The 26,713-nt window shown below is 67.8% G+C and carries 22 protein-coding genes; 10 read left to right on the top strand and 12 right to left on the bottom strand.

What is annotated here, in order from left to right; all coding sequences use genetic code 11:
- The first annotated feature begins 5 nt into the window (after positions 1–5).
- Both LSF15_RS01650 and LSF15_RS01645 read left to right on the top strand, forming a co-directional pair.
- Positions 6–1,565, top strand: coding sequence for a class I SAM-dependent methyltransferase (locus tag LSF15_RS01650; RefSeq protein WP_232496778.1), 1,560 nt, complete (start codon positions 6–8; stop codon positions 1,563–1,565).
- The gene (locus LSF15_RS01645) at positions 1,562–1,765 is read left to right on the top strand and encodes a hypothetical protein (protein ID WP_232496777.1); all 204 of its coding nucleotides are present in this window, start codon (positions 1,562–1,564) and stop codon (positions 1,763–1,765) included. Before LSF15_RS01650 ends, LSF15_RS01645 begins: the two co-directional genes overlap by 4 nt.
- Before the next feature lie 55 nt (positions 1,766–1,820).
- Here LSF15_RS01645 and LSF15_RS01640 read toward each other — a convergent pair whose 3' ends face one another.
- Genes LSF15_RS01640 through LSF15_RS01615 form a run of 6 tightly spaced genes read right to left on the bottom strand, consistent with a single transcriptional unit; the run spans position 1,821 to position 9,640 of the window.
- Entirely contained in the window at positions 1,821–3,209 is a 1,389-nt protein-coding gene (locus LSF15_RS01640) for a bifunctional cytidylyltransferase/SDR family oxidoreductase (protein WP_232496776.1), read from the bottom strand.
- Complete coding sequence (locus LSF15_RS01635; protein WP_232496966.1) at positions 3,206–3,913, bottom strand: ABC transporter ATP-binding protein; 708 nt, start codon at positions 3,911–3,913, stop codon at positions 3,206–3,208. Before LSF15_RS01635 ends, LSF15_RS01640 begins: the two co-directional genes overlap by 4 nt.
- Before the next feature lie 22 nt (positions 3,914–3,935).
- A complete protein-coding gene (locus tag LSF15_RS01630; RefSeq protein ID WP_232496775.1) occupies positions 3,936–4,805 on the bottom strand; it encodes an ABC transporter permease in 870 nt (289 codons plus the stop codon).
- Between the two features lie 56 nt (positions 4,806–4,861).
- Positions 4,862–6,139: an O-antigen ligase family protein gene (locus LSF15_RS01625; RefSeq protein WP_232496774.1), complete on the bottom strand. Its 1,278-nt coding sequence runs from the start codon at positions 6,137–6,139 to the stop codon at positions 4,862–4,864.
- A complete protein-coding gene (locus tag LSF15_RS01620; protein ID WP_232496773.1) occupies positions 6,136–7,545 on the bottom strand; it encodes an O-antigen ligase family protein in 1,410 nt (469 codons plus the stop codon). The genes LSF15_RS01625 and LSF15_RS01620 overlap by 4 nt, the downstream gene beginning before the upstream one ends.
- 10 nt (positions 7,546–7,555) lie before the next feature.
- Positions 7,556–9,640, bottom strand: a complete 2,085-nt coding sequence (locus LSF15_RS01615; protein ID WP_232496772.1) for an acyltransferase family protein — start codon at positions 9,638–9,640, stop codon at positions 7,556–7,558.
- A gap of 161 nt (positions 9,641–9,801) precedes the next feature.
- Between LSF15_RS01615 and LSF15_RS01610 the strand changes: the two genes are divergently transcribed.
- Complete coding sequence (locus tag LSF15_RS01610; protein WP_232496771.1) at positions 9,802–10,860, top strand: class I SAM-dependent methyltransferase; 1,059 nt, start codon at positions 9,802–9,804, stop codon at positions 10,858–10,860.
- A 143-nt stretch (positions 10,861–11,003) separates the two neighbouring features.
- Here the strand turns inward: LSF15_RS01610 and LSF15_RS01605 are convergent, their stop codons facing one another.
- Positions 11,004–11,507, bottom strand: coding sequence for a hypothetical protein (locus LSF15_RS01605; RefSeq protein ID WP_232496770.1), 504 nt, complete (start codon positions 11,505–11,507; stop codon positions 11,004–11,006).
- A 39-nt stretch (positions 11,508–11,546) separates the two neighbouring features.
- Here LSF15_RS01605 and LSF15_RS01600 point away from each other — a divergent pair, with 39 nt between their 5' ends.
- Together LSF15_RS01600 and LSF15_RS01595 are read left to right on the top strand one after the other, a co-directional pair.
- Positions 11,547–12,050, top strand: a complete 504-nt coding sequence (locus tag LSF15_RS01600) for a glycosyltransferase (RefSeq protein ID WP_232496769.1) — start codon at positions 11,547–11,549, stop codon at positions 12,048–12,050.
- A gap of 18 nt (positions 12,051–12,068) precedes the next feature.
- Complete coding sequence (locus tag LSF15_RS01595) at positions 12,069–15,257, top strand: glycosyltransferase (protein ID WP_232496768.1); 3,189 nt, start codon at positions 12,069–12,071, stop codon at positions 15,255–15,257.
- A 16-nt stretch (positions 15,258–15,273) separates the two neighbouring features.
- On the opposite strand, the gene LSF15_RS01590 is transcribed toward LSF15_RS01595, so the two are convergent.
- Positions 15,274–16,452 carry an acyl-CoA dehydrogenase family protein gene (locus tag LSF15_RS01590; RefSeq protein ID WP_232496767.1) on the bottom strand — a complete coding sequence of 393 codons (1,179 nt, stop codon included), beginning with the start codon at positions 16,450–16,452 and terminating at the stop codon, positions 15,274–15,276.
- Positions 16,453–16,556: 104 nt separating this feature from the next.
- Here LSF15_RS01590 and manA point away from each other — a divergent pair, with 104 nt between their 5' ends.
- On the top strand, positions 16,557–17,795 hold the full coding sequence (manA, locus tag LSF15_RS01585; protein ID WP_232496766.1) for a mannose-6-phosphate isomerase, class I: 1,239 nt from the start codon (positions 16,557–16,559) through the stop codon (positions 17,793–17,795).
- Between the two features lie 46 nt (positions 17,796–17,841).
- Here manA and LSF15_RS18700 read toward each other — a convergent pair whose 3' ends face one another.
- Positions 17,842–18,288 carry an acyltransferase gene (locus LSF15_RS18700; protein WP_308188397.1) on the bottom strand — a complete coding sequence of 149 codons (447 nt, stop codon included), beginning with the start codon at positions 18,286–18,288 and terminating at the stop codon, positions 17,842–17,844.
- A 94-nt stretch (positions 18,289–18,382) separates the two neighbouring features.
- On the opposite strand from LSF15_RS18700, the gene LSF15_RS01570 reads away from it, so the two are divergent.
- Positions 18,383–19,480 carry a glycosyltransferase gene (locus tag LSF15_RS01570; RefSeq protein WP_232496765.1) on the top strand — a complete coding sequence of 366 codons (1,098 nt, stop codon included), beginning with the start codon at positions 18,383–18,385 and terminating at the stop codon, positions 19,478–19,480.
- On the opposite strand, the gene LSF15_RS01565 is transcribed toward LSF15_RS01570, so the two are convergent.
- Positions 19,440–21,140 (bottom strand): glycosyltransferase family 2 protein, encoded by a 1,701-nt coding sequence (locus tag LSF15_RS01565; protein WP_232496764.1) that lies wholly within the window; start codon positions 21,138–21,140, stop codon positions 19,440–19,442. The genes LSF15_RS01570 and LSF15_RS01565 overlap by 41 nt on opposite strands.
- A gap of 75 nt (positions 21,141–21,215) precedes the next feature.
- On the opposite strand from LSF15_RS01565, the gene LSF15_RS01560 reads away from it, so the two are divergent.
- Positions 21,216–22,484, top strand: a complete 1,269-nt coding sequence (locus LSF15_RS01560) for a glycosyltransferase family 2 protein (RefSeq protein ID WP_232496763.1) — start codon at positions 21,216–21,218, stop codon at positions 22,482–22,484.
- A gap of 61 nt (positions 22,485–22,545) precedes the next feature.
- Here the strand turns inward: LSF15_RS01560 and LSF15_RS01555 are convergent, their stop codons facing one another.
- A complete protein-coding gene (locus LSF15_RS01555; protein ID WP_232496762.1) occupies positions 22,546–24,606 on the bottom strand; it encodes an acyltransferase family protein in 2,061 nt (686 codons plus the stop codon).
- Positions 24,607–25,189: 583 nt separating this feature from the next.
- Between LSF15_RS01555 and LSF15_RS01550 the strand changes: the two genes are divergently transcribed.
- Positions 25,190–25,447 carry a hypothetical protein gene (locus LSF15_RS01550; RefSeq protein WP_232496761.1) on the top strand — a complete coding sequence of 86 codons (258 nt, stop codon included), beginning with the start codon at positions 25,190–25,192 and terminating at the stop codon, positions 25,445–25,447.
- Here the strand turns inward: LSF15_RS01550 and LSF15_RS01545 are convergent.
- On the bottom strand, positions 25,411–26,367 hold the full coding sequence (locus tag LSF15_RS01545; RefSeq protein WP_232496760.1) for a GlxA family transcriptional regulator: 957 nt from the start codon (positions 26,365–26,367) through the stop codon (positions 25,411–25,413). The genes LSF15_RS01550 and LSF15_RS01545 overlap by 37 nt on opposite strands.
- Positions 26,368–26,452: 85 nt before the next feature.
- Here LSF15_RS01545 and LSF15_RS01540 point away from each other — a divergent pair, with 85 nt between their 5' ends.
- Complete coding sequence (locus LSF15_RS01540; protein ID WP_231048504.1) at positions 26,453–26,602, top strand: hypothetical protein; 150 nt, start codon at positions 26,453–26,455, stop codon at positions 26,600–26,602.
- Positions 26,603–26,713: the final 111 nt, after the last annotated feature.

Below are 26,713 nucleotides of genomic sequence, written 5' to 3'. Positions count from 1 at the left end.
GCCCCGTGACTCCACTCAGGCGCGGCCCGAGGCGTTCGTCGCTCCGGGTCCTGCACCGGGGGCTCCGTGTCGGGTTCGACTCGCAGGCGATCGGCAGGACGGTCGACATCGAGGTCGACGGCCGTCGACTCTGGACCGCGACCGTGCCGCTCGCGAACGGCCACGTGGCTCGTGTGGGCTGGCCGACCGCCCTCGGCGGCCACCTCGTCGGCAGCGGCCGCATCACCCTGCGCGACCCGCGATCGGGCATGGCACTGGCCGAAGGGCGCTACTCGTGGCCCACCCGCAGCGGCGTGGTCGGCCTGGCAGAGCTGGCCGCAGCCGGCCAGGTGGTCGACAAGTGGGGAAAGCTGACCTCGGCACCCTCGAACTCGTTGCATCAACGGCTGCTCGAGGCGATGACGCTCGTGCTCGCCGACCTCGACGAGCTCGGCTACACGGCGGCGATCACCGGAGGAAGCCTGCTCGGTGCGGTGCGCGAGGGCCGCATCCTCGCCCACGACGACGACATCGACCTGCTCGTCTACCTGGGTGAAGCGGCTCCGCCCGACGTGTCGATCGCGTCGTACGCGCTCGAGCGCAGCATCCGCGCCCGCGGGCAAGAGGTGATCCGGCACAGCGATGCCCACCTGCAGGTGCTGTTCCCCCACGACGCACCCGGTGCGGCCGCCCACGTCGACCTCTTCCTCGGATTCCACGACAAGGGCGTCTACAACCAGCCGATCGCCGTTCGCGGGCCGTTCGAGCCGACGTCGCTGCTGCCGCTCACCGAGATCGAGCTCGAGGGCATCCGAGTACCGTCGGTCGCCGACGCCGAGGAGTGGTTGGCGCTCTGCTACGGCAAAGGGTGGCGTGTCCCCGACCCGACGTTCCGCTTCCAGACTCCCGCCGTCACGCGTCGACGATTCGAGAACTGGTTCGGTGTCTACGACCTCAATCGCCACTTCTGGGAGCGCCACATCCGTCTCGGCCGGTCGCGGCACTGGCGCCGCGATGCGACGCAACTGCTCGCCGCCACCGCGCCCGGCGACCGGGTCATCGACCTCGGCTGCGGCGACGGAACGCTGAGCGAGATGCTCGCAGACGGTGGCCGCCAGGTCATCGCCGTCGACTATGCGCGAAGCGCCGTCGAGGCCGCGGGCTCACGCAATGGCGTCGTCGCGCAGCGACTGAACCTCTCCGACCGGCGAGCGGTGCTCGACTTCATCGCCGACGAGCTGGCACGGGGAGGCACGCGCCATTTCCTGCTCTCGAACGTGCTCGCCTCGCTCACCCGCGAGACCAGGGAGAACGTGTTCCTGTTGCTGCGCGCCCTGCTCGGCGCCGGTTCGGTCGCGCTCGTCACGGTGCCGGTCAACCCATCGGTGGTGTACGACCATCACCGTCCCGACACGTGGCATCTGCCCCTGAACTGGCTGCGCGACGAGGCATCCGCTCACGGCCTCTACTGCGTTGCCGACTCGCGCAGCGTGCGCGTCACGTCATCAGGGCCCCGCGCGGTCGCCACGGTCAGGCTCTACAGTACGAAGGGGGCCCAGAGCGTGCCCCGCGGAAGGACACGGTGAATCGATTCGAAGCCGCCATGCGCAAGATGGTGCGGGGCAAGCCCGTCGCACCGCAGTCTGCCGACATTGCGCGACTCGAGGCTGAGATCGCACGGCTGCGCGCCGAGATCGACGAGCTGCGGGTCGACTCGCGACGCATCGCCGAACTGTACGATCTCGTCTTCGAACGACTCGCCGAGCAGCAGCGCGACGACCGCTGATCAGCGCGGCGCGCGCTGATCGCGCGGCGACCGTTGATCGGCGCGACGCCTGCGATCAGCGTGGCGCCGCCGCGACCCGAACGTCGACGACCTGGCCGGTGAGGTCGGACTCCAGCACCCGCAGCGCGACCGCGGCGACGTACTCGGGGTCGAGCAGCGAGTCTGCAGGCTCCTCCCCGAACGCCTGCGTGCGCATCGGCGTGCGTGTGCGCTGGGGGTTGAGGCAGTTCACCCGGATGCCGCTGTCGGCCCATTCGTCGGCGAGTGCCTGAGCGAGGTTGACCACGCCCGCCTTCGTGGCCGAGTAGAGGCTGTACCCGGCGCGGCCGCGCGTGTACGAGCTCGAGGTGAAGAGCAGCAGCTGACCGCCCGACGCGGCGAGGTGGTCGTGCGCCTCCTGCGCGATCATCGCCGGGGCGAGCAGGTTGGTCTCGAGGGTCGCGCGCAGCAGCTTCTTGGGGGTGCGCACGAGCTCGGATATCGAGAGCACCCCGGCGGTGATGACGACGTGGTCGATGCCGCCGTGGGCTGCGGCGCGCTTCAGCGCACGGCGGATCTGCGAGCGCGAGGTCACGTCGGTGCCGGTGCCGGTGCGGCTGAAGGCGTGCACACGGGCGCCGGCGGCCTCGGCCTGGCGGGCGATGCTGGCGCCGATGCCGTAACTGCCCCCGAAGACGACGACCGACCGGCCGCGGAGCGCATCGGCGGCGGCGGGATCGGCGAGCCCCGAGGTCAGTTCGGTCGACTGCAGCTGGAAGATCTTGTCGGCGATATGGATGTCGAGGGGCTCGGTGACCTTCATGTTCTCGGCCGTGCCGGCGATGACCTTGATCTTCACCTCGGGCAGGTAGGTGAACACCACGCCGCAGTCGTCGGTCGCCGAGAACGCGGGATCGCCGTCGGCCAGCTCGTAGGCGCGGCGGATGACGCCGAGACGGAAGCCCTGCGGCGTCTGCCCGCGACGCAACGTGGCGCGCGGCGGGATACCCGCGATGGTCGAATCGGCCCCGACTTCGATGATGGTGTCGGCCGAGGGGATCGCCGTATCGACGGCGTCGTAGTCGTCGAGCGCGCGCACGCAGTCCTCGATGATGCGGTCGTCGAGGAACGGGCGCACCGCGTCGTGGAAGAGCACCTTGGTCGAGTCGTCTTCGACCAGCGCCGACAGCGCGAGCTTCGTGGAGTCGTTGCGGGTCTCGCCGCCCGGCAGCACGGCCGAGAGCTTCGTGAACCGGGGGTCGGCCATGAGGTGATCGAGCTCTCGAATACTCGCGGCGTTCATCATGACGATCACCTCGTCGATGAGCGCGCTCGCCTCGAGGCGCTCGAGCGTGTGCTCGACGATCGCCTTGCCCGCGATGCGGATCAACTGCTTCGGCATGCCGAGTCCGACCCGCACGCCGACGCCGCCCGCGAGGACGACGGCGACGGTGCGCGCGCTCACCGGGATCCCTTGAGCGCCGCGATGGCCTCTGGCATGGCGCCGTCGAAGATCAGCTCGCCCTGGCGCAGCACGATGCCCCGGTTGCAGATCTCGGAGACCATGCCGAGGTCGTGGGTCACGATGAACAGCGTCTTGCCCGCGGAGACGAGCTCGCGGATCTTCGCGTTGCACTTCTCGCGGAAGGGCGCGTCGCCGACGGCGAGCACTTCGTCGACGAGCAGGATGTCGAGCTCGGTGTGGATCGCCACCGCGAATGCGAGTCGCACGAACATGCCCGAGGAGTAGTGCTTGACCTCGGTGTCGATGAACTCGCCGATCTCGCTGAACGCGACGATCTCGTCGAACCTGGCGTCGATCTCCTCTTTCGCCATGCCGAGGATCGCGGCGTTCAGGTAGACGTTCTCGCGGCCCGAGAGGTCAGGATGGAATCCCGCGCCCACCTCGATGAGGCCGGCCACGCGCCCACGTGTGCGCACTCGGCCCGCGTCGGGTCGCAGCACGCCCGACACGAGTTTCAGCAGCGTCGACTTTCCCGAGCCGTTGTAGCCGATCAGCGCGATCGCCTCGCCCTCGTGCACGGTGAGGGTGACATCGTTGAGTGCCGTGAACGACGTCGACGTGCGCTTGCGCCGCAGCCGTGCGACGAAGCTCTCCTTGAACGAGTTGCTGTGTCGCAGCGTGTAGGTCTTCTGCACGCCTTCGATGATGATGCGGGGGAGCGGGGATTCAGAGGTCTTGCGCAAAGCGTCCCTCGAGTCTTCTGAAGACGAGCTGGCCCGCGATGAGGCACAGCACGGCGATGACGAGTCCGATCAATGTGAACAGCCAGAGGGATTCGGGTCGCTCGGCGGTCTCGCTCGTCGTCGGGAACCAGAACGCGGTGTGGAACAGCTCGACGGCGCTCGTCAGCGGATTGGCCATGTAGATGTCGAAGAGCCAGGTCGGCGCCTGGTCGCGCACCATCGTCCAGCTGTAGAGCACGGGCGAGGTCCAGGTGGCGAACAGCAGGATGAGCTCGACGACGTTCTGCGCGTCGCGGTACGCCACGTTGATCGCGCCGAACAGCAGGCCGAGCCCGGTCGCCAGCACCGCGACGATGAACACCGCGAGCAGTGCACCGAGCAGTCCGAGCGGCGTCGGCACCCAGCCGACGAAGAGGCACACGACGAGCAGGATGCTGAGTTGCGGCAGGAAGTGGACGAGCGCGATGAACACGTCGGCGATCGGGAAGAGCTCTCGCGGCAGGTAGATCTTCTTGACGAGCGCCTTGTTCGAGACGATCGAGCGCGTGGCGTTGCCGAACGCCTCATTGAACAGGTTGACGACCACGATGCCCGAGAACAGGTAGATCGGGTACGACTCGATGCCCTTCGTGAGGTTCAGGAACAAGCCCATCACGACGTAGAAGACGGCGAACTGGGCAGCCGGCTTCACGTACGACCACACCCAGCCCAGCACCGAGCCGTGATACCGCGTGATGATGCCCTTGCGGATCAGGAGGCGCAGCAGGTATCGATACTTGACGACGTCGAGGATGCCGCGGCCCGCACCGGGGACGGCGAACGCGCTGACGTCCACCGATTCCGCTCTGCTCATTCCAACGATTCTATGGTCGTGATCGGGCGCATTCGCGCCACCCGTTCGGCGTTCGCTCAGGTTCGTTTGAGCGCGTCTCGCCAACTCATGTCGCGAGCCGCCTTGACCGCGCAGATCACGACGAGCATCCAGCCGCCTTCTGAGAGCGCGAAGCTCTCGGCAGCCGAGGTCACCGCGATCGCCACGAGCATGAGCGCCGGCCACAGGTAGACCACGCTTCGACGGTTCGATGCGAGCAACCAGGCGCGCACGAGGGCGACGCCGATGAGCGCGGCGAAGAGCACGGCGCCGATGACGCCGACCTGGAAGTAGGCATCGAGATAGGCGTTCAACGCCGACTCGTGCGCACGCCCCGTGCCCGCCTCGATCCAGGTGTACGGCGGGGCGTCGGGCCACTTTCCGACCCAGCCCCAGCCCTGAAGCGGGTTCAGGCTCAAGTAGCGCGAGAGCTCGCGCCAGACGTCGAGTCGCACGTCGAACTCGGCACGGGCGTCGAGCAGCTCGATGATGCGCACCCGCAGGATCCAGCCGGTGATGAGCGCGGCGGCCGCGGTGATGAGCAGGGCGAGCTGCCAGCGCCATCGGGTGTCGGGCGAGACCCGTCGCAGCCCGTAGAGCGCGGCGAGGGCGAGCAGCGCGGCACCGAGCGCGATCCAGGTCGTCGGCGAGCCGGAGAGCGCGAGGATGATCAGCGCGAGCGCGAGCGAGGCAATGGCCTTCGTGCGCGTGACGATGTGGGTGCGCCATTCGACGATGAAGGTGATGAGCGCGATGAGCGCCACGAATCCGAGCATGTTCCGTGAGCCGAACACGCCCTGGATCGGGCCCAGCGCGGCGAGGTTGCCCTCGATGCCGAGGAATCTGATCGGCACGTCGAACAGGATCCCCGAGAACACCTCGAGCACGATCGAGACGCCGAGCAGCACCCGCATGGTGTCGCCGAAGGCGCGCACGATCTGGATGGTGTCGCGCATGAGTGCGACGTAGACGCCGAGCACGCCGAACGCGATCAGGTAGGCGACGCGAAGCACCGACAGGCCCGGATTGCTGCTCCAGATCACCGAGGCCGCGCACCAGCCGACGAAGACGAGGATGCTGATGGGCAGGATGCCGTACCACTCGATCGCCCGCCACCGGGTGACGAGCGATGCGCCGCAGAGCACGAGCAGCGCCGCGAGCGCGGCGAGCAGGCCGGGCCAGCCGATGACCGCGCGAATCGCGTGCGCGCTGAACGCGAGTCCGACCGCGAGCAGCGCGAGCGCTTGCGCGAACCGGGCGGAGCCCACGAACTCCCGCACGGCCTCGACGCGACCGGGCGCTCCGCTCGAGGTCATCGTGCCTCGTCGCCGGTGGTTGCGTCAGGCGCTGCCGGCTCGGGCGTCGGCGGCTCGTGCGTCGGTCGTACGAGCGCCGACCGGTTGGCCGGCAGAGCGGCCGGCAACGGCTCGTGTTCCCATTGCCGTCGCTTCGTCGCCCAGGCGATCGCGATGAGCAGCGCCCACCCGCTCTCGACGAGGATGCGGCTCTCGGCGAGGCTCTGCCCGATGAGGGCGACGAGCACCAGCATCGGCAGCAAGGCCGCCGCCGAGTACGGGAGTGCGCGGCCCGAGGCATCCACCGGTCGATCGACGGAGAGGAACCACGACCGCCACAGCGCGCCGATCACGATCGCCGCGAACGCCAGCAGGCCGATGATGCCGACCTGCATCCAGACGTCGAGCCACGCGTTGTGCGCCTGCAGGTAGACGACGCCCTTGCGCACCGCGAGGTCGTCGAACGGTTCGACGAACGGATTCCAGTAGCCGACCCAGCCCCAGCCCACCCACGGCCGTTCGGCGGCCAGGCCGATCACCGAGTTCCAGATGTCGAGGCGGCCGGTGAGGTCTTCACCCTTGCCGAAGAGTTCGAGCAGGTTGTTCCAGAACACGGCGAGCAGGGTCACGGATGCCACGAGCACGCCGGCGGCCGTGACGTAGACGCCACGGCGACGGTTCGGCCCGACCCGTCGCGTCCACAGCGCGAACGCGAGGGCGATGAGCACGATCACCGCCACGACGATGATGGTCGCCGATCGCGTCAGTGCGAACGTGAGGCCGGCAACGACGAGCCACGTGATGCCCCACCCGCGGCGCATGCTCCCGGCCGCGAGGAGCGTGCCGAACACGATGAGCCCCAGCAGGGCGACCATGCCGAGCAGGTTGCGGCTCGCGACGATGCCCTCGATGGGACCGCCGTCGAAGAGCAGCGAGCGCGACCAGTAGAACGCCATGGGCAGCTTGCCCTCGGGTTCGAAGTCGGGGAAGTTCGGCAGCAGCGGCTCGCGGATGAAGATCGCGACCCAGAGTTCGAAGAGCAGCGAGAGCGCCAGCACCCACTTGATCGCTGCGCTGAGCGCGCGAACGAAGCGGGCCCAGGGGAGGCAGAGCACCAGAGCCACGGCCACGAGGGTCGTGACCAGCGTGAGCAGCACACCGAGTGCGGATGCCCCGGGGTAGAACGACCACGCGATCGAGAGCGTTGCGATGAAGAGGAAGACGAAGGTCGACTTCGGCACGCGCCGCCACTTCCAGGTCGGCTTCGTCTGAACGAGGAGCACGACGGCTCCGGCGATCACGAGCGCGGCGACGATGCCGAAGCCCCACCAACCCAGCAGGTTTCGCCAGAACTGACCCGCGAGCAGCGTGAACAGTGCGAACGTCGGGTACGCGCCGATCAGTGCGTTGCGTCGCCCGGATGCCATGCGCTCAAGGCTACCGTTCCGCGCTCGCGGCGTTGATGCGCTCGATGAGGTAGGGCGCCATGGTCTTCATGTACGTGCCCGAGATGTGGCCGGCAGCGTCGCGGTAGACGATGGCGCCGCCGATCACCGCCGGGCACCGCGCCTCATCGCAGTAGTAGTCGGTCATGTCGACGACGGCGGCGCCCGAGTCAGCAGCTGCGGCGAGTTGCACGTCGTCAGGTTGCGTAGCCTCGGAGCGGGGAGTGCCGCAGTCGTTCAGGTTCGCGCCGACACGTGACAGGCACGCGAAGGTGGACTCGGGCACGAGCGGCACGGAGCCGACGACCACGACCTCGGCTCCGGTCGCCTTCACTGCGGTCCAGCGTTCGCTGAACGAGTCAGGTGAGGCGTCGGCGATCGCCCATCTGGCGGCGGTCGTGATGACGAGGTCGTACTCGCCGTCGACGAGGTGTTGCTGCACCTGATCGGCAACGGCGTCGCAGTCGCTGCCGTCGGGCTGGTCGCGCCATTGGCACCCGAATCCGAGGTAGGCGTCGAGCGACCAGCCGAGGGTCTCGGCATTCTCGAGGAAGGCGGGCAGCAGCGCCGCGGCATGACTGTCGCCGACGAGCGCAACGCGACGGGCATCGGGTGCTGCCGACCCGAACGTACACGTCGTGAGGTCGCCGCCCTTGGGCCGCCAGCACGAGTAGCCGCCCGCGGTGTCGGTCGGCAGGGCATCGAGCGTAGGCGTCACCTCGTCGATCGAGACGGTCTCGGGGAGGGGGCAGTCATTGCCCGCACCCGGCGCCGCCGCGGCCCCGAAGCAGTCGGCGGTCATCGCGGCGGGCGCGCCCTGCGGCTCGGGCAAGCTGAGTCGAGCAGCACCGAGCCCGACGACGATGAGCAACGCCGCGCCTGCGCCCGCAGTGATCAGCAGCGGCATCCGTCGGCGCGTCGGCGCATCGGAATGCGGGGTCTTGGGCATGAGCCACCTCGACCGCCGCACGGGCTCCTCGACCAGGTGGTACGACAGCACCGACGCGACCGCGGTGATGGCGATCGCCAGCACGTGGTAGCGGCGGGACTCGAGCGGCACGAACGAGGCGAGCAGCACGATCACCGGGAAATGCCAGAGGTAGAGCGAGTACGAGATCGCGCCCACGTAGGTGCTCACCCGGTTCGTCAGCGGCCAGAGCAGGCGGCTGTACCGCGGCGAGTGTTCGCCGATTCCCGCCGCGATGACGGCGACCGTGGCGAGTACGGGGAGGGCGACGGTCGGCGCGGGGAAGACCGACGCGGCGTCGATCCAGAACACACTGACGACGAGTCCGGCGACGCCGAGCCACGCGAGGGCGACGCGTGCCGCGAACGGAATGCGCCACGCTCCCAGTGAGACGGCGGCGAGCAGGGCGCCGACGCCAAGCTCCCACGCGCGGGTGAAAGTCGAGAAGTACGCGGCGGTCGGGTTCGCGCCCGTCTCGATCATCGCCCACGCGAACGACAGCGCGATGAGCGTCGAGAACACCGTGATCGTCGCGATGCGCGAAGCTCGCGGCGTGCCCCAGCGGCGCATCGCCGCCATGAACACGAGCATGGTGAGCAACGGCCAGACGAAGTAGAACTGCTCCTCCACCGAGAGCGACCAGTAGTGCTGCAGCGGGGACGGCAGCTGACCGAGCTGGAAGTAGTCGGTGCCGACCAGCATCGATCGCCAGTTCGCGCCGAAGAGGAACGCCCAGAGGCCGTCGACGGCGACCGAGAGCGCGCGACCGCGGGGCAGCAGCAGGGCGCAGAACGCGACGGTCACGACGATCACGAGTGTCGCCGCGGGCGCGATGCGGCGGATGCGTCGCCGATAGAACCCCGAAAGCGAGAGCTTGCCCGTGCGATCGAGTTCACGCAGCACGTGCGACGTGATCAGGTAGCCCGAGATGACGAAGAACACGTCGACGCCGACGAAGCCGCCCGACGGCCAGCGGAAGAGGTGGTCGAGGATCACCACGATGACGGCGAAGGCGCGCAGGCCCTGGATGTCGGCGCGGAATCCGTCGCGGCGCTCGCGACGCGGTTCGATGACCACGCCGGGGGCCGACCGCTCTCGAGTCGTACTCATGGCGCGGCGAAGTCGAACCGATATTGTGAGGGCTCGTCGGACTCGATGTCGCCGGCGGTCCCAGTCCCACCCAGACCCCTCATGGAACCCATTCCTCGCGTCGATCCCGCGTCGACGTCACAGGAAGCGTGACCCATCATAGACAGCTGAAGGATGCTCGCATGATCACGAAGGTGCTCGATCCCGCCGCATACTGGCAGCCTCCGGTGCTCGTCCTCTCGGCATGGCTCGAGCACGCCCCGTTCGCGTACTCGTTGGTCGCGATGCACCGACCGAATTCGATCGTCGAGCTCGGCACTCACAGCGGCTACTCGTTCTTCGTGTTCTGCGAGGCCGTCAAGCGCCTGGGACTCGAGTCGCAGGTCACCGCGACCGACACCTGGCAGGGCGACGAGCATGCCGGCTTCTACGACGACGATGTCTACGAATCTGTTCGACGGGTCGCGGACGCCGACTACTCGGGCATCGCCAGGCTCAACCGCGGCTACTTCGACGATTTCGTCGAGTCGACCCCAGACGGGAGCATCGACCTCCTGCATATCGATGGCCGGCACCGCTACGAAGACGTACGCCACGACTTCGAGACCTGGCTGCCGAAGCTGTCCGATCGGGCAGTGGTGCTCTTTCACGACACGTTCGAGCGCAAGAAGGACTTCGGCGTGTACCGCTATTGGGCCGAGATCGCCGATCGCTGGCCGTCGTTCGAGTTCGAACATGGGCATGGACTCGGCGTGCTTGCCGTCGGCGAGAACGTGTCGGCGGAAGTGCTCCGATTTCTCGCCGACGCGAACGCCGACCCTGACGGCACCCGGCGGCAGTTCCATGGGCTCGGGCGCCGGATCCGGGCCGCGTGGGACGCGACCCTCGCGCTCGAGGACGCCACGCGGCACGCTGCAGATGCGCAGTCGCGAGCTGACGCGCTCGACGGTCGACTCCGCGAGGCCGACCTCCTCGTCGCGGAACTCCGCGGCGGGCTCGAGGCTGCGTCTGCAGATGCCCGTACGGCAGCCTCGGAAGCGGACGTCGCGCACCGCCTGATCGCCGAGGTCGGGGAACGTTCAGCCGAGACGGAGCGCAGGCTCCGCGAGACCGAGCGACGGCTCACGGCCGCCGACCTGCGTATCGACGAACTCACGACGAGTCGGAGCTGGCGGATGACCGCACCCTTCCGTGGCGCCGGTACGCTCGCGCGCCGCGCTCGTCGACGCTCGGGCGGGTAGCAGATCGACGGGTGCTCGCGCACCGGCCGTGCCGCCGAGCCTCATCGACTGGCCGGATCCTCTGGTGAGGCAGCGATCCTTACGCACAGTTTCGCTTTGCTAGAGTCGTCTGATTGTCCAATTCCGAATCCGAGGGTATTTTTTCAGTGGTTGCACGGAGACGCATCCCGCGCATCGCCTATGTGGCGCACGGCGTGAATGGGAAGCACCCCGGATCCGCGCACGTCAGGGTTATCCGACGTGCGCGCAAGGCGCTTCGCGACGGAGACGCTTGGGTCGTCCAACTCGACGTCGATGCCTTCATCGCCAACGCCGTCGACCATGAATTCGATGCGATCCTCGTGCAGCGCGACGCGGTCGAGCCAACGAAGGTGGAACCGCTCATCACCGCGGCCAAGAAGCGCCACATTCGTCTCGTGGCCGAGATCGATGACGATCTCCTGAGCGCCACGGCCGTCGAGCGGTTGATCGACCAGGGCTATGATCCGGTCCGCCTCGAGCGCATGCAGCGACTGATCAGGTTCGCCGACCGAGTCGTCGTGAGTACCAAACCGCTCGCGGGAATCGTCTCCACGGTCAATCGCAGTGTGCGCGTCGTGCCGAATGTCGTCGACCCCGAACTCTGGACGCGTCTTCGCACGGCGCACGACGTCGCCGAGCCGCGAGAGCAGTTGCGGGTGCTGTACATGGGAAGCTCGACCCACGCCGAGGACGCCGAGTTGCTGCGCGAACCCTTCGAGCGACTCATCGCCGAAGAGGCGCCGATCGCGCTCGAGACCGTCGGCATCTCCGAGCGTGACGAGCCATGGCGAGAGCGGTTCGACATTCCCGGCGACAAGACGAACTATCCCGCATTCGTAGCGTGGCTGCTCGACAACCGCGACCGCTGGGATCTTGCCGTTGCGCCGCTGGCACCAACGGCGTTCAACGAACACAAGAGCGACCTGAAGTTCTTGGAGTACTCCATGCTCGGACTGCCCACGGTCGCCTCCGACTTCGGCCCGTATCGCGGACATGGGCAGCACGGCCTGACCTTGGCTCGCACCCCCGACGACTGGTACTCGGCGCTCCGGTCGGTGCTCGCAGCGCCCGACGCGCTCGCTTCGGCGGCAACCACTGCGCGCTCCTATGTCGAGTCCGAGCGAACGCTGACGGACTCAGGCGCGTGGATCCGCGCCATCCTGAACTGAATCGGAACGGATGAACGAATGATGTCCACCGAGGACAGCCGCGGCGGCGCGGCACGGCGTGCTGCGGCAGGAGTACCTGCGCGTCTCAAACCGTTCGTGCGCGAGAACTTCGAGCGTTTCGCCAACGAGCTCGGTCGTTGGCCGACCGCCGAGGCCGCGCTTCGACGACGCCAGCGTATACATGGGCTCATCTCGAGCGGACTGATCGATCGCGAGTACTACTCCGCCCAAGCCGGACGCGTCTTCACGACCGACGCCGAGGTCGCCGAGCACTACGTGTCGACGGGTTCGAAGGCAGGCCTCGTCCCGTCGCCGCTCGTCGAGAACGAGTGGTTCGCGTCGAAGGCCGGACGACGCGGCCCCGCCGTGCTGTCGATCCTGTTCGACGCCACGATCCCGATGGTCGAAGTCAGTCCGGTCTTCGACACCGCGCGTTACGCGCGTGAGACTCGCGCAGGCTTCCGCACGCCATTGCAGGCCCTGCAGCACTTTCTCGCGAATGCCGGGCCCGACACCTTGCTTCCGGTGTCGCCCCAGATCGAAGCGCTGATCGGGGACCGGCGCTGGCGAACTGTTCGGCGCGCACTGATCGATGAGGCGGTGCGGCTGCAGAAGGCAGTGGAGTATCTTGCGCCGCGCCTTCGGCCCGCGTCAGCCGACGACGTCGAGCGTTCGGCCGCCTTCCTGGCGTCGTCCAGGGCTGAGGCGCGCAGTCGTCCGAAGGTGGAACCCCTCGTCTCGGTGATCATGCCGGTGAAGAACCGTGCCCACCGGCTCGACGAATCCGTGCGATCGGTGCAGCGCCAGACCTATGCGAACTGGGAGCTCGTGATCGTCGATGACGGTTCCGTCGACGCGACGCCGGCGGTGCTCGCCGAGTGGGCCGCGTTGGAGCCGCGGATTCGCGTCGTCCTGAGGGAATCGGGAGGAGTCTCGGCCGCTCGCAACACCGGCATCGGTGAGGCCGGGGGCGAGGTCGTCGCGTTCCTCGACTCCGACAACGCCTGGTCGCCGGAGTTCCTCGAGGTCGCGGTCGGCTGGATGTCACGACATGACGAACCGTTCGTGCACACCGCATTGCTCCGGCATGCGGGGAGCGCGAAGATCCTGTACCAGGGCGCCCAGACGAACGGATTCGAGCAGCTGCTCGAAGGCGGGAACTCGGTCGATCTGAACGCGCTGGTCGTCCGAGCCGACCTCTTGCACGAGATCGGGGGATTCGACGAGTCGCTGCGGCGGTGGGTCGACTACGACCTCGCCCTCCGCCTGAGTCGACTGGCCCAGCCGAAGTTCATTCCGTTCATCGGCGTGCACTACGACGACATGGGTGACGGCGACGAACGCATCAGCACGACCGAATCCCCCACCTGGGAGAAGGCGGTCCTCGAGAAGTTCCTCTGCGAGTGGGATGTCGTCGAGTCGCACCGCGATGAACGTGTCCCTGGTCGAGTGAGCGTGGTCGTGCGGTGCGACAACCATGTCGTGCTGCTGTTCGAGGCGCTCGCAGACCTGTTCGCGCAGGCCGCCGACGAGGATATCGAAGTCGTCGTTGTGGCGAATGGCTCGAAGCGGGCGGTCGCGACCGCGATGGCGGGCGCATTCGCGGGCAACGAGCGCATCAAGGTGGTGCACCACGTGCGGCGGCATACGACCTCGCTCGAAGCGAATACCGGGTTCGTGCACTCGACGGGTCAGTATGTGTGCTTCCTCGAGACGGCCCTGCGCGGAAGCGGCGATTGGCTGCAGCGCCTTCGCCGTGAACTTGACGAACACGCCGACCTCGGCGCAGCGCAACCGCTGATCATCGCCGCCGATGGAACACTCGAGAATGCAGGGATCGCATTCGGCGGACCATACGTGGTGCCGTGGTCGAATCTTCGCGGACATCCCGTCGAGGATGCGCTCCTCGCGGGGGCGCAACTCGATGTGGCGGCTGCATCCGACTTCGCGCTGTTCGTGCGGGCGACGAGTTTCATCGCGGCTCGTGGGTTCGATGTGGTGTACGGCAACTCATTGGCCGACGCCGACCTTGGCATCCGGCTCGCGGCGATCGGTGCACGGTCGTCGACCCTCACGACGGCGCGAGCGCAGGTCAGGCCCAAGCAGAAGCTTCGGTCGAACCTCGAGGGGTTCGGCGCTGCGCGTCTGCTCGACGCCCATGGCGCGCTGCTTCCGAGCCCAGATCACAGCTTGTTCTCGCTGCTCGGCGCAGAGGTGCGCGGTCACGAGGTCGGCGAGCAGTTGCCGGGGGTCCTGGCGCGAGCAGGCGGCCCGATCGTCGTGCGCGAGCGCTCGGATCGTAGGCAGCGCTGGGCCATCAAGACCGCGGCTCCCGCGGGCGTCCGTGGCGATACCTGGGGTGACACGCTCTTCGCCGAAGACCTCGCCGAGGCGCTCCGGGCACGCGGTCACCTCGCCCACGTCGATCGCCGTGAGGCAGTCGCTCGGCCGAGTGCCCACCTCGACGACGTCGTTCTGGTGCTGCGCGGACTCGACAAGGTTGCACCGCAACCCGGCGCCGTCAATATCATGTGGGTGATCTCGCACCCCGAGCTGGTGACCGCTGAAGAGATCAACACCTACGATCTCGTCTATGCGGCGAGCTCTCCTTGGGCAGAGCAGGCGACGCGCCGGTTCGGCCGCGAGGTGCTGCCATTGCTCCAGGCGACGAACGCACGGCGATTCAATCCGGCCCGTCGCTCCGAACGGGCGTCATCCGACACGCTCTTCGTCGGTGCGACGCGCCGCACCTACCGACCCATCGTGCGGTGGGCGAACGACGTCGGTGCCGATCTCTCGATCTTCGGGCCCGGCTGGCAGGGGTTGGTCGACGCAGCGAACGTCAAGGACACCTCACTCGCCGGTGAACAGGTCGGCGAGTTCTACGCGTCGGCGCGCGTCGTGCTGAACGATCACTGGCGCGATATGGCCGACCAGGGATTCATCTCGAACCGCATCTTCGATGCGGTCGGCGCCGGGGCGTGGGTCGTGAGCGATCAGGTCGAGGGTCTGGATGAGCTCTTCGGGGAATCCGTCCAGGTCGTCGGCGACCGCGAGGAGCTGAGGAACGCATTGTTCGGCGCCGATGTGCGCCCTGACGACGAGACCCTCATGCGAGGCTCATCGCACGTGCTCGAGCATCACACCTTCGATGCCAGAGCCGAGCACCTCATCACCGCGGCGCAACGCCTTCGGGCCGAGCGTTAGCTCGCGCTCGCGAGTCTCAGACGAACGCTGCTCTGCCCGTGATCTTCCGCCCGACGATGAGGGTGTTCATCTCACGGGTGCCCTCGTACGAGTAGAGGGCTTCAGCGTCGGCGAAGAAGCGGGCGACGTCGTAGTCGAGCACGATGCCGTTGCCGCCGCACACCTCGCGCGCCCATGCCACCGTCTCGCGCATGCGAGCGGTGGCATACGCCTTCGCGAGGGCCGAGTGCTCGTCACGCTGCTCGCCGCGGTCGAGCATCTCGCTGACACGGACGACCATTCCCAGCGAGGCCGTGATGTTGCCGAGGCTCTTGACCAGCAGGTCCTGAATCAGCTGGTGCGAGCCGATGGTCGTGCCGAACTGCACGCGTTCGCCGGCGTACGCGACCGCCGCCTCGTACGCGCCGATCGCCGTACCCACCGCGGCCCATGCGACTTCGGCGCGGGTGAGGCGAAGCACGCTCGCAGTGTCGCGGAACGAGTTGGCGTTCTGCAGGCGCAACGTCTCGGGCACCACGACGTTCTCGAGGGCGATGTCGGCATTCTGCACGATGCGGAGGCTGGTCTTGCGCTCGATCTTCGTCGCGGTGTACCCGGGCGTCGAGGTGGGGACGATGAAGCCCTTGACCTGGCTGTCCTCGACGTCCTTCGCCCAGATGATCGTGATGTCCGAGAACGTGGCGTTGCCGATCCAGCGCTTCGAGCCGTTGATCACCCAGTTGTCGCCCTCGCGCTTCGCGGTGGTGCGCAGTCCCTGCGACGAGTCCGACCCCGAGAGGGGCTCGGTCAAGCCGAATGCGCCGATCGTCTCGCCGCTCGCAAGCCTCGGGATCCACTCATCACGCTGCTCCTTCGAACCGCAGACACTGATCGATCCCGTGGCGAGGCCGTTCTGCACGCCCACGAAGGTGGCGACCGAGGCATCGACGCGCGCGAGCTCGAGTTGCACGAATCCACGGAACACGGCGGAGTTCTCGAACGGCTTCGTCTCGTCCCAGGCATACGAGAGCGCGCCGAGATCGGCGAGCGGCTTCACGATCTGCATCGGGAACTCCGCGCGGTCCCAGTACTCGTTGGCGAGCGGCTTGACCTCGGTTTCGAGCCACGCGCGAAGCTTCGCAAGCGCCTCCTTCTCGGGATCGGCGAGAAGGGATCCGTAGGCATAGAAATCGCTGGCGAGCGGTTCGAAGGACATGACTGCTCCAATAGATCGTCGGATGCCCCGAGCCTAGGTTCGGGGCCGGCGGACGGTGAAGCCGTTGGTACGTTGGATCCAAGCTGACGAGAGGACCTTCCCCGATGTTTGTGGCGATCGACAACGCTCCGCGAGACTATGCGTGGGGTTCACGCGACGCCATCGCCGCGTACCGAGGTGTGCAGCCTTCGGGCGACCCCGAGGCCGAACTCTGGCTCGGGGCACACGCGGGTTCGCCCGCGAAGATCGTCGACGCGACATCCGTCGGCCATCCAGATCTCGCGCAATGGATCGCGGCGGATCCGGGCACCGCGCTCGGCGCTCGGCTCGCCGAGCGGGCGCGCCTGCCGTTCCTCCTGAAGGTCCTGGCGGCGGCTGAGCCGCTCTCGTTGCAGGCCCACCCGACTCCGCAGCAGGCGCGCGCCGGCTTCGAGCGCGAGGAGTCCGAGGGCGTGCCGATCGGGGCATACGACCGCAACTACAAAGACCCGTTCCACAAGCCCGAACTCATCGTCGCGGTGAGTGAGACCTTCGACGCGCTGTCGGGGTTCCGTCCACTCGATCAGGTTCGGGGGATGATGGCGGTGCTCCGCGCCGCCGACGCCGCGAGCGCGGCACCCGAACCTGGAGCGCTCGACCTCCTCGACTCGCATCTCGCAGGCGACGACCCGCTTCGCACGACCGTTGACTGGCTGCTGCGCGATGGGCGAGGCGAAGACACCGGAGAGTCTGCGTGGGTCATCGAGCGGGTCGTGGCACTCGCCTCAACCGAGACGGCACGTGACTCGGAATTCGCGCTGTCGTTCGAGACGGTCGGCCTGCTCTCGGAGTTCTACCCAGGCGACGCGGGGATCGTCATCTCGCTGCTGCTCAACAGGGTTCGCCTGAAGCGCGGCGAAGCGCTCTACCTCGCTGCCGGCAACATCCACGCGTACCTCGAGGGGCTCGGCATCGAGCTCATGGCCGCGAGCGACAACGTGCTGCGCGGCGGCCTCACTCCCAAGCACGTCGACGTCGGCGAGCTCCTCGAAGTGCTCGACTTCACACCGATCGAACCGCCGTACCTGACCGCGAGCAGTGTTGCGCCGGGCGTCGTCGGCTACCGCCCCGAGGTGCCCGATTTCGCCCTCTATCGAGTGGATGCCGGGTCCGCCGCAGCTGTGGTGCCTGTGCGCGGTCCCTCGATCCTCCTCGCCGAGGGCGACGTGGAGGTCGCCGGCGCTCACGGCTCGATCACGCTGGCCCGGGGCGGAGCGGCGTTCGTGACCCCCGACGAGGGTGCCCTGACCGTGCACGGGTCGGGGGGGCTCTGGATCGCGACGACAGCACCGACCGGCGCGTAGGGTCGCGACCGCCGACCGAAGCAGATCGACACGCGCCGGCCGCTCGCTATGAATCGAGTGTGCGAATCACCCGCGCGGGCACCCCACCCACGATCACGTCATCGGGCACGTCGGTCGTGACCACGGCGCCGGCGGCGATTACCGCGCCGGCGCCGATCGTTACGCCACCGACGATGATCGCGCCCGCGCCGATCCAAGTGCCGGCGCCGATCGAGATCGGCGCATTGGTTCCCGCCCCCGCGCGCTTCTCGTGCGTTCCGATCTCATGCGTGTCGGTGACGAGCCGCACGAACGGCCCGATGTTCACGCGATCGCCGATCGTCGTCTGCGGGCGAATGTACACATCGCGATTGATGAACACATCGCTGCCGATCGTGACCGGACCGAGCAGTTCGCCGCCGCGGTAGATCGTCGTGCGGTCGCCGATGCGGACCTCGCCATTCATCTCCACCCGAGGGTCGATGCGGCAGTCGGTTCCGATGTGCGTACTCACTCCGACATTGTGCCAAGCGATCGTCGGCAGTAGCGCCAGGCAGGCCGCTCACCAGGCCACCGCCGCCGATGCGCTGCGGGTACGATGGCGTCTCGTGCGCAAGCCCCAACGAGTTCTCGTCTTCCCGGCGTGGACGGATAATCCCTACCTGAACCTCATGAGCCTCGCGCCGCGAGCGTCGGGCCGCGAGTTCATCGGCGTCAAGCACCGCAACGAGCTCTTCGCCCTTGCGAAGCACCTCGATCGGGGCGACATCCTGCACCTGCACTGGACCTCGCCCCTGCTGCAGGAGGAGGCCGACGACGCCGATGCCCGCGCGACGCTCGGGGAGCTGGTCCGCCTGCTTTCGCGACTTCGCGACCGCGGAGTCAAGCTCGTCTGGACGATCCACAACCACCTGCCGCACGAACTGGCCTACCGAGAGCCCGAGGTCGAGCTCTATCGCACGCTCGCTCAGACCGTAGATGCGATCCACACCATGTCGCCGCACACACCCGACGCGCTCGCGGGAATCTGCGAGCTGCCGGGCGAACGGATCCGTCAGATCCCGCATCCGAGCTATGTCGGCGTGTATGGCGCGCCGGTCGCGACCGATGAGGCGCGCCGGCAGCTCGGCGCAGATCCGGCAAGGCCGGCCGTGCTCTTCCTCGGCCAGATGCGGCCCTACAAGGGTCTCGATCTGTTGATCACCGCGATGAACGGCCTCAGCGAGCGTGACGGGGGGTCGCCGACGCTGCTGCTCGCGGGTTCGGCCGACGCCGAGGCGAAAGCGATCATCGATGCGACGCTCAATCCCGCCGTCGACGTCGTGGCGCGGTTCGACTATGTCCACGACAGCGAGATCGCCACCTGGTTCGGTGCAGCGAACCTCGCGGTGTTCCCGTATCGGGCGATCCTCAACTCGGGGAGCGTGCATCTCGCGTCCGCCTTCGAGGTGCCCGTCGTGCTGCCCGGCGAGCCCCACCTCGTCGAGCAGTTCAGCGATCAGGCGTGGGTGGACTTCTTCGACACGAGCGACCCGGTCGGGTCGCTCACGGCTGCGATCGAGCGATCACTGCAGACCCCTGTCGATGCATCGGACTTCGACGTGTTCAATGCACGGTTCTCGCCGTGGAAGGTCTCCGAGTCGTACCGTGCGCTCCTCGACGAGCTCACGGCTTCGTCGACGCCGGCCGCCGAAGCCGCCGCCTGACGAGCCGAAGCCCCTTTCCACCGGCTCGGGTCAGCCAGTGCCCCCGGCGACGAAGCTCGAGGGTGTCTCGCCGACGCACGAGTTCGAAGCGGTCGAACCTGCTGTATGCGGGCACATCGGTGAAGAATCGCACGACGTGCATCCCATCGGACGACGCATCCTGCAGCGCGACGATGACGCGTGAACCGGGCGGAAGCGAGCGCGGAGCGAATCGCGCCGAGACCACTCGGCCGGTCGACGACTGCGCATCGGGTCGCACGATGGCGCCGGTCCGCGGTTCGAGCAAGACGACGGTCGCGCTTCCGGCGTGGGGCGTGTCGACGGCGATCTCGAGGCGCCGACCCGACGCGAGGGCGACGATACGCCCACGGATCGCCCGCGACGCGCTGAAGTCCGTCACGAGCGTCGACGCAGCCGGCGCGACATGGAATTCGGGTGCGTCGTCGAGCACGCCTGGCTCATGACCCGCCGCGTACGCGGCGACTTCTGCGACGATCGGATCCGACTCCTCGGAGCCGTTCAGGATGCCCGTCGCGAGCGTCTCGGCGAGCAGGCGCACGAGCCAGGGTTCGTCGCGCAGCACCGACTCGCCCGCCTCCGAACGCATCCGCAGGAAGCGGTACCAGTCGGCGAGTTCGACGCCGATATCGGGACGGTACCCGGTGACCGCACGGGCGAGCGCCGCGGCGTCGTCGGTCTCACCCGCAAGCGTCAACTCGAAGACGATGCGTTTCTGGGCGGCCAGGGAACGATCGATGCCCCGTCGCGTCGCCTGCAGGAGTCGATCGAGCGCGGCACGCACCGCGTCATCGTCGTCACCCTCACGGGCCTCGGATCTCAGGTACTGCGCGAGATGCACCCAACCGTCGCGGTCGTAGATCAGGCTCGCGTACGCGGCGCTGAGCGCCGGCGAGTCCGCGGACGCGACGAGTTCCGCGCACTGAACCTCCTGGTCCAGGTAGCTGAGGAACGACGCCGCCGAGTCGGCCTTCGCCGACATCGAGGTCGCGCCCTGCCTCTCGCGGTACAGGTACACGACGTGATCGACCATGTCGATCGAGTTCGCGCGCAAGTAGGCCGTGGTCATCGGAACGATGTCGTTCGAACGCGGAACATCGGGGAACTGGACGCCGATCGCCGTCCAGAACGATCGCCGGAACGCCTTGTTCCAGCACGCGCGCCCATAGAGCAGCGACGGCTCCTCGGCGGCGGTGAACGCCTGCCGCGCGACGGCGTAGGCAGGCCAGTTCGCCGTCGGGCGCCAGGTCTGGTTCGGGGAAAACTTGAGGTAGTCGCCGAATGCGATGTCGGATCCCGACGCCTCGAGGCTGTCGACGAGTGCACGATACGCGCCGTCAGGGACGATGTCGTCGCCGTCGCAGAAGATCAGGTAGCGCCCGCGGGCTTGTGCGACGCCGGTGTTGCGCGCGGATCCGCCGCCTCGACGCGTCGCCTCGATGATGTGTACGCGATCATCTGCGCGGGCGATGTGTCGCACGACCTCGACGGTGTCATCGGTGGAGTGGTCGTCGACCACGATCACTTCCATGTCGGCGATGTCTTGCGCGAGCACCGAGCCGAGCGTCTCGCGGATCCACGGGTGCACGTTGTGCGTCGGGATGACGACCGAGAGGAGGACGGACTCGGAAGCAGCACTCACCCGCTCGATTGTACGGACATCGTCGAGCCGACCAGTGCGGTACCGTGAAGCGGATCGAGCGGGGAGACAGCGGCGATGGGCATTGGCGGGCGAGTGCTCGACGGCGTGCGCGCCGTCGCATCGGCGGGGATCGCGCCGGTTCGCCGGCGCCGCGGGCGACGATCCGCTGCGGCGATACCGGATGCCTCGCGCCGCGCCGGCTGGGTCGACGTCGTCATGCCCGTGCACGATGTCGAGCGGCTCGTCGACGCGAGCATCTGTTCGGTGCTCGCCCAAGACCACTGGCGACTCCGCCTGATCGTGCTCGACGACTCGTCGAGCGACGGCACCGCCCAGCGCGTCGCACGCTGGGCTGCGCGAGACTCGCGGGTGCGCCTCGTGCGTGTCGAGCACCGCGACCCGAACGCGACGCGAAATGCGGGCGTCGCGCTCGCCGAAGGCGAGTTCCTCACGTTCCTCGACGGCGACGATGTGCTGCGCCCCGGGGCGCTTCGCGACCTGGTCGGCAGCCTCGAAGCGTCGGGCGCCGACTTCGCGGTCGCCTCGTACGACCGACTCGAACGGGGGCGCCGCACGCCGCCCGCGTTCTGGATCGACGAGGCGCACGCCGCCGACCGCCCGTCGACGTCGCTCGAGCGATTCCCGGCGATCCTCGTGAACGCCGTGCAGTGGACCAAGCTCTACCGGCGGTCCTTCTGGGATGCCGCGAACCTGTCGTTCCCTGAGGGCGGGCACTTCCAAGACCAGCTCGTGAGCGCCAGAGCCTACGCTCGAGCGGCGTCGTTCGACATCCTGGCGCGCAAGACCGTCGACTGGCGCATCCGTGCCGATGGCAGCTCGATGACGCAGCAGGGCGTGCGTGCCGACCAGGTGCACGACCGGTTCGCCACCGCGCTCGGCGCGCTCGCGGTGCTCGCGGACGAGTCGACCGATGAGGTGCGCCGCGCGCGCATCGCGCAGGTCCTCTCGAACGACGCCGCGATCGCCGCCGCTGAGTTGCCCGGCATGGGCGACGAGGCCTTCGCCGCGCTGCGCGACGGCCTCGCCGGGCTCGCCGCGCTCGCCGACGAGGCGATCTGGGCCGAGGTGCCTGCCGAGTCGAAGGTGCTCTACGAGTTCGTGCTGCGCGGCGACCGGTCGCGCGCGCTCGAATACCTGCGTCGCGGCGGGCTCGACGTGCTGCGGCATCCGCTCATTCAGGTGGAAGGAATGCAGTACATCGAGCTGCCGTTCTGGGCCGACGACACAGTGTCCGTGCCACTCCAGCGTTTTCTCGCCGCGCCCCGCGAGCTTCGCGCGTATGCCGAGCGAGCGGCGGAACGAAACTCGATTCTTCGCCGCTAACGTTGCGTGTTGCAGTCACGGTGAGGCCGTGACGGTCTGTTCGATCGACGATCGAATCGAGTTACTCCAACAGCGCGGTGATCTCCCGATCGAAGTACGGGATGAGTGTGCGGGCGAACGCGCGCGTCAGATGAAGACCGTCGCGCGTCACGATGGTGTTCCCGATGACCGGAGCGCACCTCGCCTGCGTGCAGTAGAAGCTGGTCAAGTCGATGAGCCTCGCCTGGTCGTGGGCGGCGACAGCCTCTCGGTGCCCATCCTCAAGGAGCACGTGATCGCGCGGTGCGGAGCACTCTTCCGATGCGGCGAGGCCGTGCCGCGATATGCACGCGATCACTTCGTGTCCGAAGATTGGGTGGTCTCGAAGCGCGATGATTCGTGTATCGGGTCGGGCCTTCGACCATGCGGCCACCAATCCCTCGACCTCTGCGCGGTCGGCGTCAGCACCCTCGACGTCGGCGATCGCGGCACGAGCCGAATGGGTGACGATGACCGCGTCGAGGTCGGTCGTCGACGAGATCCGCCGCTCGACGGATTCATTCCATCTTTTGCAGCGCTGCACTGATTCCTTGTCCGGTTGAGCGAGGTTGGCCTTGGTCCAGTAACACCGCCCCAAACCTGCTACGTCGATGCGCCAGTTGTGCGTCTCGGCGATCTGCTCGTACACATCCAACAGTGTGTTGTTGTGCGAATCACCAACCGCGATCAGATGCTTGCTATAGCCGGTCGGGGGCCCGACCGTGCAGAAGTTGGCCTCGGAACCGCTCACCCCCCAACATTCGCTGCGGTTCGCATCATCTTTCTCGAGCGCGGCAACGCCGGGCACCAACCGCCCGTCGAGATCGGGGTTGTTGCACGGAGCCAAGGCGGGATCGAGCGACGCGGCGCCGAGACAATCCACGGCGTCAGAACCGAGTTGCTCGGCGACGGCCGCCTGGCGATCCACCTCGGTGGTGTGGGCCGCGACGCTGCAGGCGGTGGTGATCGCAACCGTTGCGATCGCAGCGACCGTGCCCATGATAGTCCGGCGCGGCGTTGCATGTTCGCGAATCCTTGCGACCGGGCGTTCGAAACTCCGACTATGGAGCCAGGCGACTCCGACCGAAACTGCGAACACGGCGGCGCCACCGGAGAGGCCGACCGCGGTGTACCCGCGGAACACAAGATAGGTCCACAGGATCGGCCAATGCCAGAGATAGAGCGGATATGAGATCCGTGCGAGGAACTGCATCGGCCGGAGAGCAAGCAGACGGTCTGCGCCGAAGCGCGTGGGAGCACCTGCGCTGAGCAGGATCAGGCAAGCTCCGGTGACGGGGACGAGCGCAAGGGGCCCGGGGTACGCACGAGCGCCGTCGACGACGAAACCGGACGCGATGATGACGACCAGCCCGCACCAGCCGAGGGTGATCCTCAGCAGTAACGGGAACAGGGGAAGGCGGCGAATGAGGATCGCGACGAGGGCACCCGCACCGAGCTCCCAGAATCGGGCGAACGAGTCGAGGTAGGCGGCATCCGGATTCGTCGCATTGGCCTGGACGGCATACGCGAAGGATGCGACCGAGAGCGCCAGCGTCACGCAGGTGATCATCGGCACGACGTTCCAGTCACGTCGTCGCAGGACGAGAGCGATGAGGGTGATCACGATCGGCCAGAGCAGGAAGAACTGGCCTTGGACCGAGAGCGACCAGAAGTGTTGCAGCGGACTTGTCGATGGGCCGGCTGCGCCATAGGCGAGTTGGGAGCTGATCAGCTCCCAGTTCTCGTAATAGAGCGCGGAAGCGATGAGTTCGCGCCCGGTTTGCGTCCATGTCGTCTGCGGCGACAAGAGCACGGTTGCGAATCCGACGAAGATGAGCACGACGAGCGCCGATGGTGCCAGCCGGAGCAGCATCCTCGCGTATCGCTGATCAAGGCGTGCCGGATCGGACGTCGTCGCCCATCGAACGAGTGAGCCTGTCAGAAGGAATCCCGACACGAACAAGAAGACGTCGACCCCGCCTGACACTCGACCGGCTCCGAATAGATGGAAGAGCACGACGAGAGTGAGTGCGAGACCACGAAGTCCCTCGATTTCGCCGATACGTCGCGGCGCGGCGGACACTGCGTTTGAAGCGGGGGGCATCGGGGGTTCTCCTGGGTCGCTAGATCCTATGCGAAGATCCCCACACATCAGAACTCGCCCGAACGTCTTCCGGCGACGGGCATCCACGCATCTGGACGCGGGCCGCCGGACTTCAGATCCAGCGCCGCCGCGGCGCGCCCGGTGAGCTGCGGGCGTTCGCCGATCAGGCCGTGCGCGCACCCCGAACAGCCACCGGTAGGCGGTAGGGGTCGTCTGCAGACCCTTCTTCGCGGGCCTCGTACGACCGACTCGAACGGGGGCGCCGCACGCCGCCCGCGTTCTGGATCGACGAGGCGCACGCCGACGACCGCCCGTCGACCTCGCTCGAGCGATTCCCGGCGATCCTCGTGAACGCCGTGCAGTTTCTGGGATGCCGCGAACCTGTCGTTCCCCGAGGGCGGGCACTTCCAAGACCAGCTCGTGAGCGCCAGAGCCTACGCTCGAGCGGCGTCGTTCGACATCCTCGCGCGCAAGACCGTCGACTGGCGCGCATCCGTGCCGATGGCAGCTCGAGGCCTTCGCCGCGCTGCGCGACGGCCTCGCCGGGCTCGCCGCGCTCGCCGACGAGGCGATCTGGGCCGAGGTGCCCGCCGAGTCGAAGGTGCTCTACGAGTTCGTGCTGCGCGGCGACCGGTCGCGCGCGCTCGAATACCTGCGTCGCGGCGGGCTCGACGTGCTGCGGCATCCGCTCACCGAGATCGACGGCGTTCGATACGTGCAGTTGCCGTTCTGGGACGACGGCGAAGCGGATGTCCCGAGGTCGCGGTTCCGCGCCGCACCACGCGAGTTGCGGGCGTTCGTCGATCAGGCCGTGGCGCGCACCCCGAACAGCCGCCGGTAGGCGGTGGGCGTGGTCTGCAGCACCTTCACGAAGTGGTGCCGCATGACGGCGGCCGCGCCGAACCCGGTCTCGCGCGCGATCTCTTCGAGCGTGTAGTCGGTCTCTTCGAGCAGCTGCTGCGCGCGCAGCAGCCGCTGGCGGTTGAGCCACGCGTTGGGCGTCGTGCCCGTCTCGGCGCGGAAGCGGCGCGCGAACGTGCGCGGCGACATGAGGGCCTTGCGGGCGAGCAGGTCGACCGTGAGGTCTTCGTCGAGGTGCTCGAGCATCCACTCGGTGACCTTGGCGAACGAGTCGGTGCGGCACTCGGCCACTGGGGTCTGGATGAACTGCGACTGCCCGCCGTCGCGCTGGGGCGGCACGACCATGCGGCGGGCGATGATGTTGGCGGCGCTCGCGCCGAGCTCGGTGCGCACGATGTGCAGGGCGGCGTCGATGCCCGCGGCGGTGCCCGCACCCGTGACCACCTTGTCGTCTTGCACGAAGAGCACGTCGGGGTCGACGTCGGTGTTCGGGAACATCTCGGCGAGCTGGTCGGTGTACATCCAGTGCGTGGTCGACTGTCGGCCGTCGAGCACGCCAGCGTGACCGAGGGTGAACGCGCCCGAGCACACCGAGAGCACCCACGCTCCGCGGTCGACCGCGTCACGGATCGCGTCGAGCACTCGCTCGTCGGCGGGTGAGTCGATGAGCGACGCCGGCACGGCGACGAGGTCGGCGGAGTAGGCCGCGTCGAGCCCCTCGGTGACGACGACGTCGAAGCCGAGCTTCGTCGTGACGGGGCCCGGGTCGGCGGTGACCACGTGGAAGTCGAACGTGGGGCCGCCCTGTTCACTGCGGTCGATGCCGAAGACCTCGCAGATGACACCGAACTCGAACGGCGCCATCTGGGGGAGGGCGATACAGGCGATGGTGTGGAGCACGGGTGCCTCCGAATGGCAGAAATAGTACGTTCGATGTCCACTCTGCCACTGTTGGCAGGATCTGGCAAGACATAGATTTACTGACATGACCACGATCATCTTCCTCGTACTTGCGGGCCTCGCGATCTGGGGCGTACTCGCCACCGTCCTTCGCCTCGATGACGACGGCTACGGTCGCCCCGAGATTCGCGATCGCACGCGACACATCGAGAACCTCCCCACGCGTCACGCCTGACGCGGCGCCGGGCGACGGATCGGGACATCCGCGCGCCCTGCACCACCTGCCCACTCATGCGCCCTCCCGATACGATCGGGAGGGCGCCGGACGTTCCGCCGCCGGAGAGGG

It is taken from the genome of Agromyces humatus (assembly GCF_021228295.1).
Classification (GTDB): Bacteria; Actinomycetota; Actinomycetes; order Actinomycetales; family Microbacteriaceae; genus Agromyces; species Agromyces humatus.
Note: the sequence above shows the minus strand (reverse complement) of the source record. Positions and strands in the feature narration are given on the sequence as shown.